General features: G+C 54.8%; 15 protein-coding genes. 3 read left to right on the top strand and 12 right to left on the bottom strand.

Annotated elements, in window-relative coordinates; genetic code table 11:
- The first annotated feature begins 4 nt into the window (after positions 1-4).
- On the top strand, positions 5-424 hold the full coding sequence (locus HV127_RS16195) for a heme-binding protein (RefSeq protein WP_182240686.1): 420 nt from the start codon (positions 5-7) through the stop codon (positions 422-424).
- Positions 421-1,074, top strand: a complete 654-nt coding sequence (locus HV127_RS16190) for an aspartate/glutamate racemase family protein (RefSeq protein ID WP_182237248.1) — start codon at positions 421-423, stop codon at positions 1,072-1,074. The genes HV127_RS16195 and HV127_RS16190 overlap by 4 nt, the downstream gene beginning before the upstream one ends.
- Positions 1,075-1,172: 98 nt before the next feature.
- Here the strand turns inward: HV127_RS16190 and sucD are convergent, their stop codons facing one another.
- The 8 genes from sucD to sdhC form a co-directional block, all read right to left on the bottom strand.
- The gene (gene sucD, locus HV127_RS16185) at positions 1,173-2,042 is read right to left on the bottom strand and encodes a succinate--CoA ligase subunit alpha (protein ID WP_110277304.1); all 870 of its coding nucleotides are present in this window, start codon (positions 2,040-2,042) and stop codon (positions 1,173-1,175) included.
- A complete protein-coding gene (gene sucC / locus HV127_RS16180) occupies positions 2,042-3,208 on the bottom strand; it encodes an ADP-forming succinate--CoA ligase subunit beta (RefSeq protein ID WP_110277305.1) in 1,167 nt (388 codons plus the stop codon). Before sucC ends, sucD begins: the two co-directional genes overlap by 1 nt.
- A 144-nt stretch (positions 3,209-3,352) precedes the next feature.
- A complete protein-coding gene (gene odhB / locus HV127_RS16175) occupies positions 3,353-4,582 on the bottom strand; it encodes a 2-oxoglutarate dehydrogenase complex dihydrolipoyllysine-residue succinyltransferase (protein ID WP_182237246.1) in 1,230 nt (409 codons plus the stop codon).
- A gap of 14 nt (positions 4,583-4,596) precedes the next feature.
- Positions 4,597-7,404, bottom strand: coding sequence for a 2-oxoglutarate dehydrogenase E1 component (gene sucA, locus HV127_RS16170; RefSeq protein ID WP_110277307.1), 2,808 nt, complete (start codon positions 7,402-7,404; stop codon positions 4,597-4,599).
- A gap of 354 nt (positions 7,405-7,758) precedes the next feature.
- Complete coding sequence (gene sdhB / locus HV127_RS16165) at positions 7,759-8,475, bottom strand: succinate dehydrogenase iron-sulfur subunit SdhB (RefSeq protein ID WP_110277308.1); 717 nt, start codon at positions 8,473-8,475, stop codon at positions 7,759-7,761.
- Positions 8,476-8,490: 15 nt separating this feature from the next.
- Positions 8,491-10,257 (bottom strand): succinate dehydrogenase flavoprotein subunit, encoded by a 1,767-nt coding sequence (gene sdhA / locus HV127_RS16160; RefSeq protein WP_110277309.1) that lies wholly within the window; start codon positions 10,255-10,257, stop codon positions 8,491-8,493.
- A complete protein-coding gene (gene sdhD / locus HV127_RS16155; protein ID WP_041144632.1) occupies positions 10,257-10,604 on the bottom strand; it encodes a succinate dehydrogenase membrane anchor subunit in 348 nt (115 codons plus the stop codon). Before sdhD ends, sdhA begins: the two co-directional genes overlap by 1 nt.
- Entirely contained in the window at positions 10,598-11,002 is a 405-nt protein-coding gene (gene sdhC / locus HV127_RS16150) for a succinate dehydrogenase cytochrome b556 subunit (RefSeq protein WP_004130523.1), read from the bottom strand. The genes sdhD and sdhC overlap by 7 nt, the downstream gene beginning before the upstream one ends.
- Before the next feature lie 638 nt (positions 11,003-11,640).
- Between sdhC and gltA the strand changes: the two genes are divergently transcribed.
- Entirely contained in the window at positions 11,641-12,924 is a 1,284-nt protein-coding gene (gene gltA, locus HV127_RS16145; RefSeq protein ID WP_182237244.1) for a citrate synthase, read from the top strand.
- A 126-nt stretch (positions 12,925-13,050) separates the two neighbouring features.
- Here gltA and nei read toward each other — a convergent pair whose 3' ends face one another.
- From nei to HV127_RS16125, 4 genes are read right to left on the bottom strand one after another with little or no spacing between them, the layout of a single operon-like run.
- Positions 13,051-13,842: an endonuclease VIII gene (gene nei, locus HV127_RS16140; RefSeq protein WP_112214479.1), complete on the bottom strand. Its 792-nt coding sequence runs from the start codon at positions 13,840-13,842 to the stop codon at positions 13,051-13,053.
- 16 nt (positions 13,843-13,858) lie between these two features.
- Positions 13,859-14,503 (bottom strand): pyroglutamyl-peptidase I, encoded by a 645-nt coding sequence (gene pcp, locus HV127_RS16135; protein ID WP_182237242.1) that lies wholly within the window; start codon positions 14,501-14,503, stop codon positions 13,859-13,861.
- Positions 14,504-14,512: 9 nt separating this feature from the next.
- Positions 14,513-15,508, bottom strand: a complete 996-nt coding sequence (locus HV127_RS16130) for a DUF979 domain-containing protein (RefSeq protein WP_142512013.1) — start codon at positions 15,506-15,508, stop codon at positions 14,513-14,515.
- A complete protein-coding gene (locus HV127_RS16125) occupies positions 15,505-16,230 on the bottom strand; it encodes a DUF969 domain-containing protein (RefSeq protein ID WP_112214482.1) in 726 nt (241 codons plus the stop codon). The genes HV127_RS16130 and HV127_RS16125 overlap by 4 nt, the downstream gene beginning before the upstream one ends.
- Between the last annotated feature and the right edge of the window lie 46 nt (positions 16,231-16,276).

Genomic DNA, 16,276 nt, shown 5'->3' with positions numbered 1-16,276 from the left:
CATGATGACTACTCTGACCTTACAGCAAGCAATACGTGCCGTGGAGAGTGCGCTCACCCTCGCCGAAAATCGTTACGCAAATCGCCCGCTAAGCGTGGCGGTGTGCGATGCCAGCGGGGAGCTACTGAGCTTTGCCCGCATGGATAGCGCCAAACTGTTAACCATTGAGCTGACCCAGCGCAAAGCGCGCACCAGCAGTCGCTTAGGCTGCACCACCCAGGCATTTTTGCAGCGCCTGCAAAAAGAACAGTTAGATATTGGTTATTTTGCCGACCCGCGTTTTACCGCCCTGCCCGGCGGAGTTCCAATTCTGTATGACGGCAAATGCCTGGGCGCCGTCGCGGTCGGCGGCCTGTCAGCACAGGAAGATCATGATGCGGCAATAGCCGTTGCGGAAAATTTGCTTAAGGAGATTGCCCAATGAAAAAAGTCGCTATGTTGCACACCAGTGCCGCCACCCTCGCCATGATGCAGCAGCTAATTGCCGACATCATGCCGGAAGTCGAGGTGATGCACCTGGTCGAAGAGTCCATGATTAAACAGGTGATGAAGGCCGGAGGCGTATCGCCAAATATTGCCGCCCGCATCGCCGACTATGTGCATATCGCCGAAAAAGCGGATTGCGACATCTTTATTACCGCCTGCTCCTCAATTGGCACCGCGGTCGAACAGTGCCAGTTTATGACCCCGCTCCAGCTTGCGCGTATTGATTGCGCGATGGTGGAAGAGGCCATCAGTAAAGGCGAGCGTATTGCCGTGCTGGCAACCGTCGCCACCACGCTGAAGCCGACGTTGGATTACGTGCAGCGCAAAGTCCAGGAAAGCGGTCAGCAGCGCACTATCACACCGATATTAATGGAAGAAGCCTTCCATGCGCTGCTGGCAGGCGATATGGACACCCACGACCGTATCGTCAGCGAAGGATTAAAGAGCGCGTTTACCCAGGCGGATGTGGTGATGCTGGCGCAGGCCTCGATGGCGCGGGTGTTACAGCAGCTCCCTGCCCCGCCGGTGCCGGTGATGACCTCGCCGGAAAGCGGCATTCGCTGGCTGAAGGCGCTGGCGGAAAGCTGAGTTACAGGCAAAAAAAAGGCCATCATCAGATGGCCAACCATGTCGAAACTGGACCAGCCCTTGACCATGCAGATAGTCAGGGCTGTTTTTTTACTTTATTACTTAATGACTGATTTCAGCGCTTCGCCGATATCGGCCAGGCTGCGAACGGTTTTCACGCCTGCGGCTTCAAGAGCTGCGAACTTCTCATCCGCCGTCCCTTTACCACCCGCGATGATCGCGCCCGCGTGACCCATACGTTTGCCTTTCGGCGCGGTCACACCGGCGATATAGCCAACAACCGGTTTGGTCACGTGATCTTTGATATAAGCGGCCGCTTCTTCTTCCGCGCTGCCGCCGATCTCACCGATCATCACGATCGCTTCGGTCTGCGGATCTTCCTGGAACAGCTTCAGGATATCGATAAAGTTAGAGCCCGGGATCGGGTCGCCGCCGATGCCCACGCAGGTGGACTGGCCGAAACCGTAGTCAGTAGTCTGCTTAACCGCTTCGTAAGTCAGGGTACCAGAGCGGGAAACGATGCCCACTTTGCCCGGCTTGTGAATGTGGCCCGGCATGATGCCGATTTTGCATTCGCCTGGGGTGATAACGCCCGGGCAGTTCGGGCCAATCATGCGCACGCCGGCTTCATCAAGCTTCACCTTCACGGTCAGCATATCCAGCGTCGGGATACCTTCGGTGATGGTGATAATCAGTTTGATGCCTGCATCGATCGCTTCCAGAATGGAGTCTTTGCAGAACGGTGCCGGAACGTAGATTACCGATGCAGTCGCGCCGGTCGCGTCTACCGCTTCACGCACGGTGTTGAACACCGGCAGGCCCAGGTGAGAAGTGCCGCCTTTGCCTGGCGTCACGCCGCCAACCATTTGGGTACCGTAAGCAATCGCTTGTTCAGAGTGGAAAGTCCCCTGGCTACCGGTGAAGCCCTGGCAGATAACCTTGGTATCTTTATTAATTAAAACGGACATTATTTCCCCTCCACTGCGGCAACAACCTGCTGAGCTGCATCCGTCAGACTTTTCGCTGCAATAATATTCAGGCCGCTGTCAGCCAGTTTTTTCGCGCCCAGTTCGGCGTTGTTACCTTCCAGACGAACAACCACCGGGACGTTAACGCCCACTTCGGCAACCGCGCCGATGATACCGTCAGCAATCAGGTCACAACGAACGATACCGCCGAAGATGTTAACCAGAACCGCTTTCACGTTGTCATCAGAGAGGATGATTTTGAACGCTTCGGTCACGCGCTCTTTGGTCGCACCACCGCCAACGTCGAGGAAGTTAGCTGGTTCGCCGCCGTGCAGCTTAACGATGTCCATGGTACCCATCGCCAGGCCTGCGCCGTTAACCATACAGCCGATGTTGCCGTCCAGCGCGACGTAGTTCAGTTCCCACTGTGCTGCCTGCGCTTCGCGCGGGTCTTCCTGAGACTGGTCGCGCATTTCGCGCAGATCAGGCTGGCGGAACAGCGCGTTGCCGTCAGCGCCCAGTTTGCCGTCGAGGCAGATCAGGTCGCCTTGCTTAGTGATAACCAGCGGGTTGATTTCGATCAGCGCCAGGTCACGCTCAAGGAAAATGGTCGCCAGGCCCATAAAGATTTTGGTGAACTGCTGAACCTGCTTACCTTCCAGACCCAGTTTGAACGCCAGCTCACGACCCTGGTAAGGCATCGGGCCCGCCAGCGGATCGATAGCAATTTTGTGGATCAGGTGCGGGGTCTCTTCCGCCACTTTTTCGATTTCCACGCCACCTTCGGTAGAGGCCATAAAGACCACGCGACGGGAGCTACGGTCAACCACAGCGCCAAGGTACAGTTCTTTAGCGATATCGGTCGCCGCTTCAACCAGGATCTGGTTAACCGGCTGGCCGTTGGCATCTGTCTGGTAGGTCACCAGGCGTTTGCCCAGCCAATGTTCAGCAAAGGCGCGAATGTCTTCTTTGCTGTTAACCACTTTCACACCGCCCGCTTTGCCGCGGCCACCAGCGTGAACCTGACATTTCACTACCCACGGACCCGCGCCGATTTTTGAAGCGGCTTCTTCTGCTTCACGCGGAGTAGTACAGGCATAACCCACCGGCGCCGGTAAGCCATAGCGGGCAAAGAGTTGTTTTGCCTGATATTCATGTAAGTTCATGTGTTCAGTCCATCCTTCAGGGAATAATTATCTTAAACCTGTAGGCCTGATAAGACGCACGAGCGTCGCCATCAGGCATCTCATCAATGCCGGATGGCGGCGTAAACGCCTTATCCGGCCTACGGTAGGTAATACTCTTGCTGACTACACGTCCAGCAGCAGACGAGTCGGGTCTTCCAGCAGATCTTTAATCGCCACCAGGAAGCCTACCGATTCACGTCCGTCGATCAGACGGTGGTCGTAGGAGAGCGCCAGGTACATCATCGGCAGAATTTCTACCTTACCATTGACCGCCATCGGACGGTCTTTAATGGCATGCATACCCAAAATAGCGCTCTGCGGTGGGTTGATGATTGGCGTGGACATCAGAGAACCGAATACGCCGCCGTTGGTAATAGTGAAATTACCGCCGATCAGGTCATCTACGGTCAGCTTGCCGTCGCGGCCTTTCAGTGCCAACTCTTTAATATTCTTCTCGATGTCCGCCATGCCCAGCAGGTCGACATCGCGCAGGACCGGGGTCACCAGGCCGCGCGGCGTGGAGACCGCCATGCTGACATCGAAATAGTTGTGGTAAACCACGTCATCGCCATCAATTGAAGCGTTCACTTCCGGATAGCGTTTCAGCGCTTCAACGACCGCCTTCACGTAGAAGGACATGAAGCCCAGGCGGATACCGTGACGTTTTTCAAACGCGTCGCCGTACTGCTTACGCAGATCCATAATCGGCTTCATGTTGACTTCGTTGAAGGTCGTCAGCATGGCGGTAGAGTTCTTCGCTTCCAGCAGACGCTCAGCAACGCGTTTGCGCAGACGGGTCATCGGCACACGTTTTTCAGAGCGATGGCCCAGTTGTGCTGCCGGAGCCGCTGCGGTGGTAGCTGCTGCCGGGGCTTTCGCTTCCGCTTTAGCCGGAGCGCTTGCCAGATGTTTCTCAACATCTTCACGGGTCAGGCGGCCGCCAACGCCGGTGCCTTTAATGGCCGCCGCGTCGAGATTGTGTTCAGCCAGCAGGCGACGAATCGCCGGGCTCAGCGCGTCGTTGCTTTGTTCTTCCAGAGACGCTTGCTGACGCTGAGCCGGGGTAGACTCTTTGGCGTCGGCTTTCTCGCCGGACTCTTTGCCCGCGCTGTTGCCTTCACGCAGGCGACCGAGGATCTGACGAGACAGCACGGTGGCGCCTTCATCTTCCAGCACTGCTTCCAGAATGCCGTCCGCTGATGCCGGTACTTCCAGTACCACTTTGTCAGTTTCGATTTCTACCAGCACTTCATCACGCTGGACGCTATCGCCCGGTTTTTTATGCCAGGTCGCAACCGTCGCGTCAGCTACGGACTCAGGCAGATCGGGAACCAGAATATCTACGCTACTCATTATGTATCCTTTAATTAATCGACGTTCAGCGCGTCATTGACCAGATCTTGTTGCTGTTTCTGGTGAACGGACAAGTATCCTACCGCCGGAGAGGCGGAGGCCGGGCGGCCTGCATAACGCAGAGAAGCCCCAAACGGAATCACTTCGCGGAAGTGATGCTGGCTGCAGTACCACGCGCCCTGGTTGAGCGGTTCTTCCTGGCACCAGACAAATTCATGCACGTGCGCATAAGGTTTCAGCGCTTCCTGTACCGCCTGATGCGGGAACGGATAGAGCTGCTCTACGCGAACGATAGCAACATCTTTTTGGTCGTTCTTGCGGCGCTGTTCCAGCAGGTCGTAGTAAACCTTACCAGAGCACAGCACAACGCGCTTCACCGCTTTCGGGTCGAGGTCGTCGATTTCTCCGATAGCCGGTTGGAAGGTGCCGTTCGCCAGTTCGTCCATGCTCGACACCGCCAGTGGGTGACGCAGCAGAGATTTCGGTGACATTACGATCAGCGGACGACGCATACCGCGCAGCGCCTGACGACGCAGCATATGGTAAACCTGCGCCGGAGTTGAAGGTACGCAGACCTGCATATTTTGCTCAGCGCAAAGCTGCAGATAACGCTCCAGACGCGCGGAGGAGTGTTCCGGCCCCTGGCCTTCGTAGCCGTGCGGCAGCAGCATCACCAGGCCGCACATACGGCCCCATTTCTGCTCACCGGAGCTGATGAACTGGTCGATAACCACCTGCGCGCCGTTGGCGAAGTCACCAAACTGCGCTTCCCAGATGGTCAGGGTACGCGGCTCAGCGGTGGCATAACCGTATTCAAACGCCAGAACGGCTTCTTCAGACAGGACGGAGTCCCAAACCTTGAAGTGACCCTGACCGTTGTGAACGTGCTGCAGCGGCGTATAAGTCGAACCATTTTTCTGGTTATGGATCACCGCATGGCGGTGGAAGAAGGTGCCGCGCCCGGAGTCTTCACCCGACAAGCGCACGGAAATTCCTTCATCAACCATGGTGGCGTAGGCGAGGTTTTCCGCGCCGCCCCAGTCGAACAGCTTCTCACCGGCGGCCATTGACTGGCGATCGCCGTAAATCTTCGCCACGCGGGACTGCATTTCAATGCCTTCCGGCACGGTGCTGATGCGCTTAGCCAGCTCCTGCAGACGCTTAGGCTCAACTTTGTCCGGGTAGCTCTCATCCCACTCGTGGTTGAGGTACGGGGACCAGGTAAAGGAGTGCATGTTCATCGGACGCCACTCCTGCACCACGCATTCGCCAGCATCCAGCGCGTCGCGGTAGAGGTTAACCTGCTCGGTAGCGTCTTCCAGCGTCGCGACTTTATCGGCTTCCAGCTTGTCAGCATAGATTTTGCGCGGCGTCGGATGCTTTTTGATTTTCTGATACATCAACGGCTGAGTTGCACTCGGCTCATCGGCTTCGTTATGGCCATGACGGCGATAGCAGAACAGGTCGATAAAGACATCACGCTTGAAGGTGTTGCGGAAATCCAGCGCCAGTCGGGTAACGAAAGCGACGGCTTCCGGGTCATCCGCATTAACGTGGAAAATCGGCGATTGCACCATTTTACCGATATCGGTGCAGTACGGGGTAGAACGCGCATCCAGTGGGTTGGAAGTGGTGAAGCCCACCTGGTTGTTAATAACGATACGGACGGTACCGCCCACTTCATAGCCGCGCGCTTTGGACATGTTCAGGGTTTCCTGAACCACGCCCTGCCCGGTGACTGCGGCGTCACCGTGAATGGTAATCGGCAGAACTTTGTTGCTGCTCGGCTCGTCCAGACGGTCAAGGCGAGCGCGTACGGAACCAATAACTACCGGGCTGACGATTTCCAGGTGCGATGGGTTAAACGCCAACGCCAGGTGCACCAGACCGCCTTCGGTTTCCATATCGGAAGAGAAGCCCATGTGGTACTTCACGTCGCCGGTGCCGAGGTGTTCTTTATGTTTGCCAGCGAACTCGTCGAACAGGTCCTGTGGTTTTTTACCCAGCACGTTGACCAGTACGTTCAGACGACCACGGTGCGCCATACCCAGCACCACTTCGCGGGTGCCGCTCTTACCCGCGTGGCGGATAATCTCTTTGAGCATTGGGATTAACGCATCGCCGCCTTCCAGCGAGAAACGTTTTGCGCCGGGGAATTTAGCCCCGAGGTAGCGCTCCAGGCCTTCCGCTGCGGTCAGCTCGCTCAGGAAGCGTTTTTTCTCTTCTGCGCTGAAGCTCGCTTTGCCAGCTACCGACTCGATACGCTGCTGGATCCAGCGTTTTTCTTCGGTAGAGGTAATGTGCATGTATTCCGCGCCGATGGAGCCGCAGTAGGTTTGCTTGAGGGCGGAAACCAGATCGCCCAGCTTCATCGTATCTTTACCGATGGCAAAAGAACCTACGTTATAGATTTCCTGGAAATCGGCCTCGGTCAGATCGTGGTAAGCCGGATCAAGATCCGCCACTCTCTCTTGCTGCCACAGTCCCAGCGGATCGAGATTCGCATGCTGGTGACCACGGAAGCGGTATGCGTTGATGAGCTGCAGGACTTTAACCTGCTTCACATTGGTGTCAGGGTCGGAAATCGAAGAAGTGTAACGTGAGGCATCCTTCGCCAGGCGGCGGAAATAATCACGCGTTTTGGAATGAAATTGATCCGGTTTGACTCCGGTGCCAGGTAACTGCTGGAACATAGAACGCCAGTTGGCGTCAACAGAGTCAGGATCGGTTAAGAAGTCTTCATAGAGCTGTTCTATCCAGCTCTGGTTAGAACCAGAGAGGTAAGAAGAGTCCAGCCAGGCTTTCATTGCGCCGTTCTGCATCGTGATCCCTTAAGCATTTATATGCTTATTTCGCCGTAGAAACTACCACGCACAGAAGTTGTACGTGCCGGGGTTCACTTTTTGCGGAGGAGTTGTGGTTTCTTCCGCTAAGGAACCTTTAAAAACTGCCATTAATCTTCGGCGTTCAGGCTGCGGTTGCGTTGGCTGCCTTCACTTACCCCGGTCACATAGTTCACTATGCTCCCGGGGATACGTTCAGTTGCCGCCTTACCTCGCTCTGAACGCCTTGATTACTGGTACATATTTGGCGGTTTTTAAAGATTTCCTGCTATCTGTCCCCTCTCCCTTTGGGAGAGGGTTAGGGTGAGGGGAACAGCGCTCCCCTCTGACTACTTATGCACTGCGCTGCAACAGCATCGACTTGATGTGGCCGATGGCGCGCGTCGGGTTCAGACCCTTAGGACAAACACTGACGCAGTTCATAATGCTGTGACAGCGGAATACGCTGAAAGCATCGCTCAACCCTTCAAGACGGCTGTCGGTTTCGGTATCGCGGCTGTCAATCAGGAAGCGATACGCCGCCAGCAGACCGGCCGGGCCGACAAACTTGTCAGGGTTCCACCAGAACGACGGGCAAGACGTCGAACAACATGCGCAGAGAATACACTCGTACAAACCATCAAGTTTCTCACGCTGCTCTGGCATCTGCAGATGCTCGCGAGCCGGAGGATTTTGCCCATTATTCAACAAGTAAGGCTTAATCTTCTCATATTGTGCATAGAATTGCCCCATGTCTACAACCAAATCGCGAATAACTGGCAACCCTGGTAGCGGACGGATAACAATTTTCTTACCTGGCTTATTCAGCGCGGAGATCGGCGTGATACAGGCCAGACCATTTTTGCCGTTCATGTTCAGGCCGTCGGAGCCACAAACCCCTTCACGGCAGGAACGACGGAACGACAACGACGGATCTTTTTCTTTCAACTGCATCAGCGCATCGAGCAGCATCATGTCGCGACCTTCTTCCGCTTCCAGGGTGTAATCCTGCATATGCGGAGCATCGTCTACGTCCGGGTTATAACGATAAACTGAAAACTCGAGTTTCATATTCCTGTCTCCGCATTAATAAGTACGAATCTTCGGCGGGAATGCCGGACGCAGTTTCGGTTCCATATTGACTTGACGTCGAGTCATGGATTCCGATTCTGGCAGATACAGGGAATGACACAGCCAGTTCGCATCATCACGATCCGGATAGTCGAAGCGGCTATGCGCGCCACGGCTTTCAGTACGGAAGTTTGCAGATACCGCAGTTGCGTAAGCGGTTTCCATCAGGTTATCCAGCTCCAGGCACTCAACGCGCTGGGTGTTGAACTCGCTGGAAGTGTCATCCAGACGGGCATTTTTCAGGCGCTCGCGGATAGCTTTCAGTTGCTCAAGACCTTTCGCCATCGCATCACCTTCACGGAATACCGAGAAGTTGTGCTGCATACATTCTTGCAGCGCTTTGCGGATTTCGACCGGGTCTTCACCGTTACGGTTGCCGTTCCAGCGGTTCAGGCGCTCCAGAGAAGCATCAATCTCTTCTTCTGTTGCATCGCGAAGTTCGCCTTGCTCAGCAATAGATTCTTGCAGATGCAGACCGACCGCGCGGCCAAAGACCACCAGGTCAAGCAGCGAGTTGCCGCCCAGACGGTTAGCTCCGTGGACCGATACGCAGGCGATTTCACCCACCGCGAACAGCCCCGGAATCACCACGTCTTCACCCTGCTCGTTCACGGTCAGCGCCTGGCCGCTTACGCGGGTCGGAATACCGCCCATCATGTAGTGGCAGGTTGGAATGACCGGAATCGGCTCTTTCACCGGGTCAACGTGGGCGAAGGTACGGGAGAGCTCAAGGATACCCGGCAGACGGGATTCGAGAACTTCTTTACCCAGATGGTCGAGTTTCAGCTTCGCGTGCGGGCCCCATGGACCGTCGCAGCCGCGGCCTTCGCGGATTTCGATCATGATGGAACGCGCCACCACGTCACGACCCGCCAGGTCTTTCGCATTCGGGGCATAGCGCTCCATAAAGCGCTCGCCGTGTTTATTCAGCAGGTATCCGCCTTCACCACGGCAGCCTTCGGTGACCAGAACCCCAGCCCCGGCGATACCGGTTGGGTGGAACTGCCACATCTCCATATCCTGCACCGGCACACCGGCGCGGATTGCCATACCAACGCCGTCACCGGTATTGATATGCGCGTTGGTGGTGGACTGGTAAATACGGCCTGCGCCGCCGGTCGCCAGCACGGTTGCGCGGGCTTTGAAGTAGACCACTTCACCGGTTTCGATACACAGGGCGGTACAACCGACCACGGCGCCATCGGCATTTTTCACCAGATCGAGCGCATACCACTCAGAGAAAATAGTGGTGTGGTTTTTCAGGTTCTGCTGATACAGCGTGTGCAGTAAGGCGTGACCAGTACGGTCAGCCGCCGCTGCGGTACGTGCCGCCTGCTCGCCGCCGAAGTTTTTCGACTGGCCGCCAAACGGACGTTGATAGATGGTGCCATCGTCGAGACGAGAGAACGGCAGGCCCATATGATCCAGTTCAAGAATCGCTTCCGGACCGGTTTTGCACATATATTCAATGGCGTCCTGGTCACCAATATAGTCCGACCCTTTTACGGTGTCGTACATGTGCCATTCCCAGTTATCTTCATGGGTATTACCGAGCGCCACGGTGATGCCACCCTGCGCGGAAACGGTATGGGAACGGGTCGGGAAAACTTTGGAGAGCAGCGCACAGGTCTGGCCGCTCTGGGAAATTTGCAGCGCCGCGCGCATACCTGCGCCACCGGCACCAATCACAACTGCATCAAATTCTCTGACAGGCAATTTCATTACACACCCCACACCACAACAAATCCATAAAGAACGTAAGCCACCAGCGCAACCACGATAAGCAGTTGCAGAACCAAACGTACAGCCAGTGGTTTAACGTAGTCCGTTAACACCTGCCACATACCGATCCAGGCGTGGATCAGAATGGAGACGAGAGCCAGCAGGGTGAAGACTTTAGTGAACGCGGAGGAGAAAAAGCCCGTCCAGACTTCCCATGAAATTTCACCGGTGGTGGCAAAGAAGCCGACCATGTAGATGATGTATAGGGTGAGGACGATGGCGGTAGCACGGACCAGAATAAAGTCATGTACGCCGTTGCGTCCTAGTGCTGAGGCGTTGCTTACCATACGAGTACTCCTGCGAGAAGTGAAAGCACGACAGTAATAACAAAAGAAATCTTGGCGGAGCGTGTCCCTACTTCGAGGGTTTCTTCAAGATAGCCAAAATCCATCAGCAGGTGGCGAATACCCACCACTGCGTGATAAGCCAGCGCGGTTAAAATGCCCCACATGATGAACTTCACAAAGAAGCTATCCATGATGGATGCCGCCGTGAGGAAACCTTCTGGAGAGGAAAGGCTGGTGCCCAACAACCAAAGCAGAATCCCGACCGCCACAAAAGTGATCACTCCGGATACGCGATGGAGAATGGACGCTATCGCCGTGATTGGGAACCGGATCGTTTGTAGATCCAGATTGACAGGTCTTTGTTTTTTCACATTTCTTACCATGAATAACGCCCACATGCTGTTCTTATTGTTTCCTTCCTCCGGTCTGCTTGCGGGTCAGACAGCGTCCTTATCTATAACCTGAAGTCATATTAAAACCCCTTTTCAAGAGTTCAAATCTGACAAAATAACGCTGGGTGGCTCGGGATTGCAGGGTGTTCCGGAGACCTGGCGGCAGTATAGGCCGTTCACAAAATCATTACAATTAACCTACATATAGTTTGTCGGGTTTTCTCCCGAACAGTGATCAATGTCACGATAACAACATATTTTTAAAATTTAATCATCTGATTTGACAAATATTAAACATTATTGTTACAACCATTACCAGATAAATGCGATGATAGGCAAAAGTTATGGGGTCACTCTTTTACCTGCGAATAAGTTATGTAACAGTGAGAGAGTATTGACCGATGTAATCAGGACAGTTATTAGTGGTATATAGTTTATAAAATTCGGGCTGCTAAAACGCTGATTTGCTGTTGTTTCAACGTAGACTGAAGACTTACCATCAAGCGCCCTTGCTCTGTACCCTGCCCTTTTCGCGACGCAGAGCGATGTGCAACATAACAAACTGGTAACGTCATCCGCTACGGGCCGAATGCAAATCCACCACCCGGCAGCCTTAAGCAATAAAGGCGCTAAGGAGACCATAAATGTCTGATGCTAAAGCAAAAATCACCCTGGGTGGTGATGCTGCTATTGAACTGGATGTGCTAAAAGGCACTCTCGGTCAGGATGTTATTGATATTCGTAGTCTTGGTTCAAAAGGCGTATTTACTTTTGACCCTGGTTTCACCTCAACCGCATCATGTGAATCTAAAATCACCTTTATCGACGGTGATGAAGGTATCCTGCTGCACCGCGGTTTCCCGATCGATCAGTTAGCGACCGATTCCAACTACCTGGAAGTGTGCTACATCCTGCTGAATGGCGAAAAACCGACCCAGGCTCAGTACGACGAATTCAAAACTATCGTTACCCGCCACACCATGATTCACGAGCAGATCACCCGTCTGTTCCACGCATTCCGTCGCGACTCTCACCCGATGGCCGTGATGTGCGGTATCACCGGTGCGTTGGCTGCGTTTTATCACGATTCGCTGGATGTGAATAACCCACGCCACCGCGATATCGCCGCATTCCGCCTGCTTTCCAAAATGCCGACTATGGCGGCGATGTGTTACAAGTATTCAATCGGCCAGCCTTTCGTTTATCCGCGCAATGACCTCTCCTACGCGGGTAACTTCCTGAATATGATGTTCTCCACGCCGTGTGAAAAGTATGAAGTGAACCCGATACTGGAACGCGCCATGGACCGTATCCTGATCCTGCATGCCGATCACGAACAGAACGCCTCAACATCCACCGTGCGTACCGCAGGCTCTTCTGGCGCGAACCCATTCGCCTGTATCGCTGCGGGTATTGCTTCCCTGTGGGGACCGGCACACGGCGGCGCCAACGAAGCAGCGCTGAAAATGCTGGAAGAGATCAGCTCGGTTAAACACATTCCGGAATTTGTGCGTCGTGCGAAAGACAAAAATGACTCTTTCCGCCTGATGGGCTTTGGTCACCGTGTTTATAAAAACTATGACCCGCGCGCCACCGTGATGCGTGAAACCTGCCATGAAGTGCTGAAAGAGCTGGGTACCAAAGACGATCTGCTGGAAGTGGCAATGGAGCTTGAGCACATTGCGCTCAACGACCCGTACTTCATCGAGAAGAAACTTTACCCGAACGTCGATTTCTACTCCGGTATCATTCTGAAAGCGATGGGCATCCCATCTTCCATGTTTACCGTTATCTTCGCGATGGCGCGTACTGTGGGCTGGATTGCACACTGGAACGAAATGCACACCGACGGCATGAAAATCGCCCGTCCACGTCAGCTGTACACCGGCTACGAAAAACGCGATTTCAAAAACGATATCAAATACTAAGCCTGATATTGCGAAGATAAAAAACGCGCCTGATGGCGCGTTTTTTTATGGCTGACAAATTTCACCTAGCTGGAATTGCCCGGTGGCGGCTAGCGCCTTACCGGGCCTACGAAAACAGGCATATAGCTAGTGCTGACACCCCGGGCACCAGTAAAACGGTCGCGACGACAGCATGGTTCTCTCAATAATCCCGCCGCAGCGCTCGCAGGCCTCCCCTTCACGATGGAAAACCTTAAAACGAAACAGCGCACCGTGATGTTTATTTTCATCCACCAGACCGCGCGTGTTGTAAGACAAACGCGGGATATCGAGCAGCGCGTGGGCCAGCGCATCAAGCTGTTTGTCATCCAGCTCAGAGGCTTTATGACGCCCGGTTAATCCCACCTGCCAGAGGATCTCAACGCGCAGATAATTCCCCAATCCCGCAAGAAACGCTTGATCCAGCAGCAGCCCGGAGAATTGACGGTTGCGAAATTTCGTCGACAGAAGCCGCTCTTTGACCTGTTCAACAGTGAGGGTCATATCGAGTACATCCGGCCCCACCCGCAGCAAAAACGGATGCTGAGCGAGCTGTTCCGGGGTCAGCATCTCAATATCGGAGGCGCTATAGAGCAAAATGGCCTTGTGCGCCGTCTGTAGCCTGACGCGCAGAATGCGGGTCGTCTCAGGCTGAGACTCAGCCTCGACCACCCGCCAGACGCCGTACAGCTGATTATGGCTATAAAGCGTCAGCCCACCGGAGAAATGAGTCAACAGCGCCTTACCGCGAGTTTCAATGCGCGTGACCTGCTGACCGACCAGTTGAGATTGATAAGATTGTAATTGCGGAAAGGCGAACCACGCTCGCGTGAGGGGTTCGCCTTTGATCGCCGCCTCCAGGCTATCCGCCGCGCGGCGGATTTCCGGGCCTTCCGGCATAATCATGTCCTTCTGTTTAGTGCGTGGCGCCGCCACCGATTTTCACGTCATCGCCCTGTTGCAGGGCGACAGCGATAGCCGTTTCCAGCGCTACACGCACCGTTTCTACCGCCATACTCGCTTCACCAGGATGGGCCGCAGCCTGCTCCGGCAGATAGGGAATATGGATAAAGCCGCCCTTTGCGCCTGCCTTTGCACGCAGTCCATGCAGCAGACCGTACATCACATGGTTGCAGACAAAGGTTCCCGCCGTTTGCGATACCGATGCAGGGATCCCACGACCACGCAGCGCGGAGACGATCGCTTTGATCGGCAACGAGCTGAAGTAGGCCGCCGGACCATCGGCAATAATCGGCACGTCGATCGGCTGCAAACCTTTATTGTCCGGGATCCGCGCATCATCGACGTTAATCGCCACCCGTTCGACGGTAATATCGACGCGTCCTCCCGCCTGACCAACGGCAAGGGTCAAGACGGGATCCAGCTCATCCAGCGCGGCATTTAATACCGTGAGAGCTTCGCCAAAAACGCACGGCAGCTGCCGTGCCACCACAGGCTGTCCGGCAATGATAACGCCATCCAGTTGCTTTACCACTTCCCACGAAGGGTTAACCGCCTCGCCGCCAAACGGCTCGAAACCGGTAATCAATACGCCAGCCATGATCCCTCCTTACAGGAACATCAGGAAATAGAGCAAAAAGACGTTAACGGTAAGCAGCAGTACGCCAGTCGGTATCTGCGCCTTAATGACCGCATTTTTATCCGGCAAATCCAGCAACGCTGCCGGAACGATATTAAAGTTGGCCGCCATTGGCGTCATCAGGGTGCCGCAATAGCCGGAAAACATACCAATCGCCGCCATCACCGCCGGGTTACCGCCATGCTGAAGCACCAGAATGGGAATGCCGACCCCTGCGGTAATAATGGGGAACGCGGCAAAAGCGTTACCCATGATCATCGTCAGCAGCGCCATGCCAATGGTATAGACGGCAACGGCGATAAACCGGCTGTCTACCGCCAGATAGTTCTGCGTCAGCCAGGAGATGCTATTGCCAACGCCCGCAGCGGTAAACAGCAGCCCGAGAACCGCGAGGATCTGCGGTAAAATAAACGCCCAGCCGACCGAATCCAGCAGACGACGCGCTTCCTGTAACGGTTGCGCTGCCGTTTCATGGGTCATTCGAATAGCCATCGCCAGACCGATCAACGTTCCGAGCGTCATTGAGAAGAGAGTAATCAGCGTAGAGTGGTTACCCGCGCCAAATACCATCACTTGTAACGACGGCAGATTGTTAAACAATAAAACACCGACGACCGTCACCACCGGAATCGCCAGTGCCGGATAGAACAGCCGGTTACCGAGGCGGGTCGCGCTCTCAGTACGCTCTTCAGGCGAACGTTGATGATATTTTCCCAGCTTCACGCCGCCAAAACCGGCAATCAGCGCCAGCACCACGACCACGCAGCCAACGGCAATATTAACGGTGCGTTTATCGCCGAACAGTTGGTATGTCCAGTCACCAAACAGGAATACAACACCGTACAGACCCCAGAACAAACCGGTAGTCAGACGGCGCGGATTCGCTTTATCCCGCCATGACATCACCGCCACAATCAGCAAAATGACGCCCGCAAGCCAGTAGAGATAGTTTTGTTGGAAGTTCATGCCGCACCGCCTTCAGTCCGGCCAGCATTGATCTTCTTCAATTCACGCTGTATCTGATGATCCAGCCGCCACAGGCGTGCGGAGTGAATCAAGAAGGCGCAGACCGCCGTCGGGATCCCCCACAAGGCGATATGCAGCGGTTCGGTCTGAATACCGCCCGACTCCAGCATGAAGTTATGCATAAAGATAATCGCACCGAAGGCGACGAAAATATCCTCACCGAAAAATAAGCCGACGTTATCGGTCGCGGCCGACATGGCGCGTAAACGATAGCGAATTGCGCCGGGCAGCGGCCCGTGGACTTTCTCCGCAGCCCCCTCCGCCATCGGCGCCAGCAGCGGGCGCACCATTTGGGGATGACCACCCAGGCTGGTCAACCCGAGCGCGGCGGTCACTTCACGGATAAACAAGTAGACGATCAGCAGACGACCAGACGTAGCGCTTTGGATCTTCGCGATCCACGCCTGCGCACGTTCTTTCAGGCCGTGCCGCTCCAACAGGCCAATAACCGCCAGCGGCAACAGCAGGATAAGCGGTAGGTTGCGGGTATTAAGGAACCCTTCACCCAGCTTTTCAAGAATGGTGGCAACCGGCATATGGGCCGCCAGACCGGTGACGATGCCGGAGATAATCACCACCAGCACCGGGTTAAAACGCAAAACGAATCCGACCACGATCGCGGCAATACCGATCAACGGCCAGAGGGATACTGACTCTCCCATAGTAACATCCTGTATGTTGTGAATTGTTGTTTGTTTTTAACTAACT

The organism is Klebsiella sp. RHBSTW-00215 (genome assembly GCF_014103785.1).
Lineage (GTDB): Bacteria > Pseudomonadota > Gammaproteobacteria > Enterobacterales > Enterobacteriaceae > Klebsiella.
This window is presented reverse-complemented; position numbering and strand designations above follow the sequence as displayed.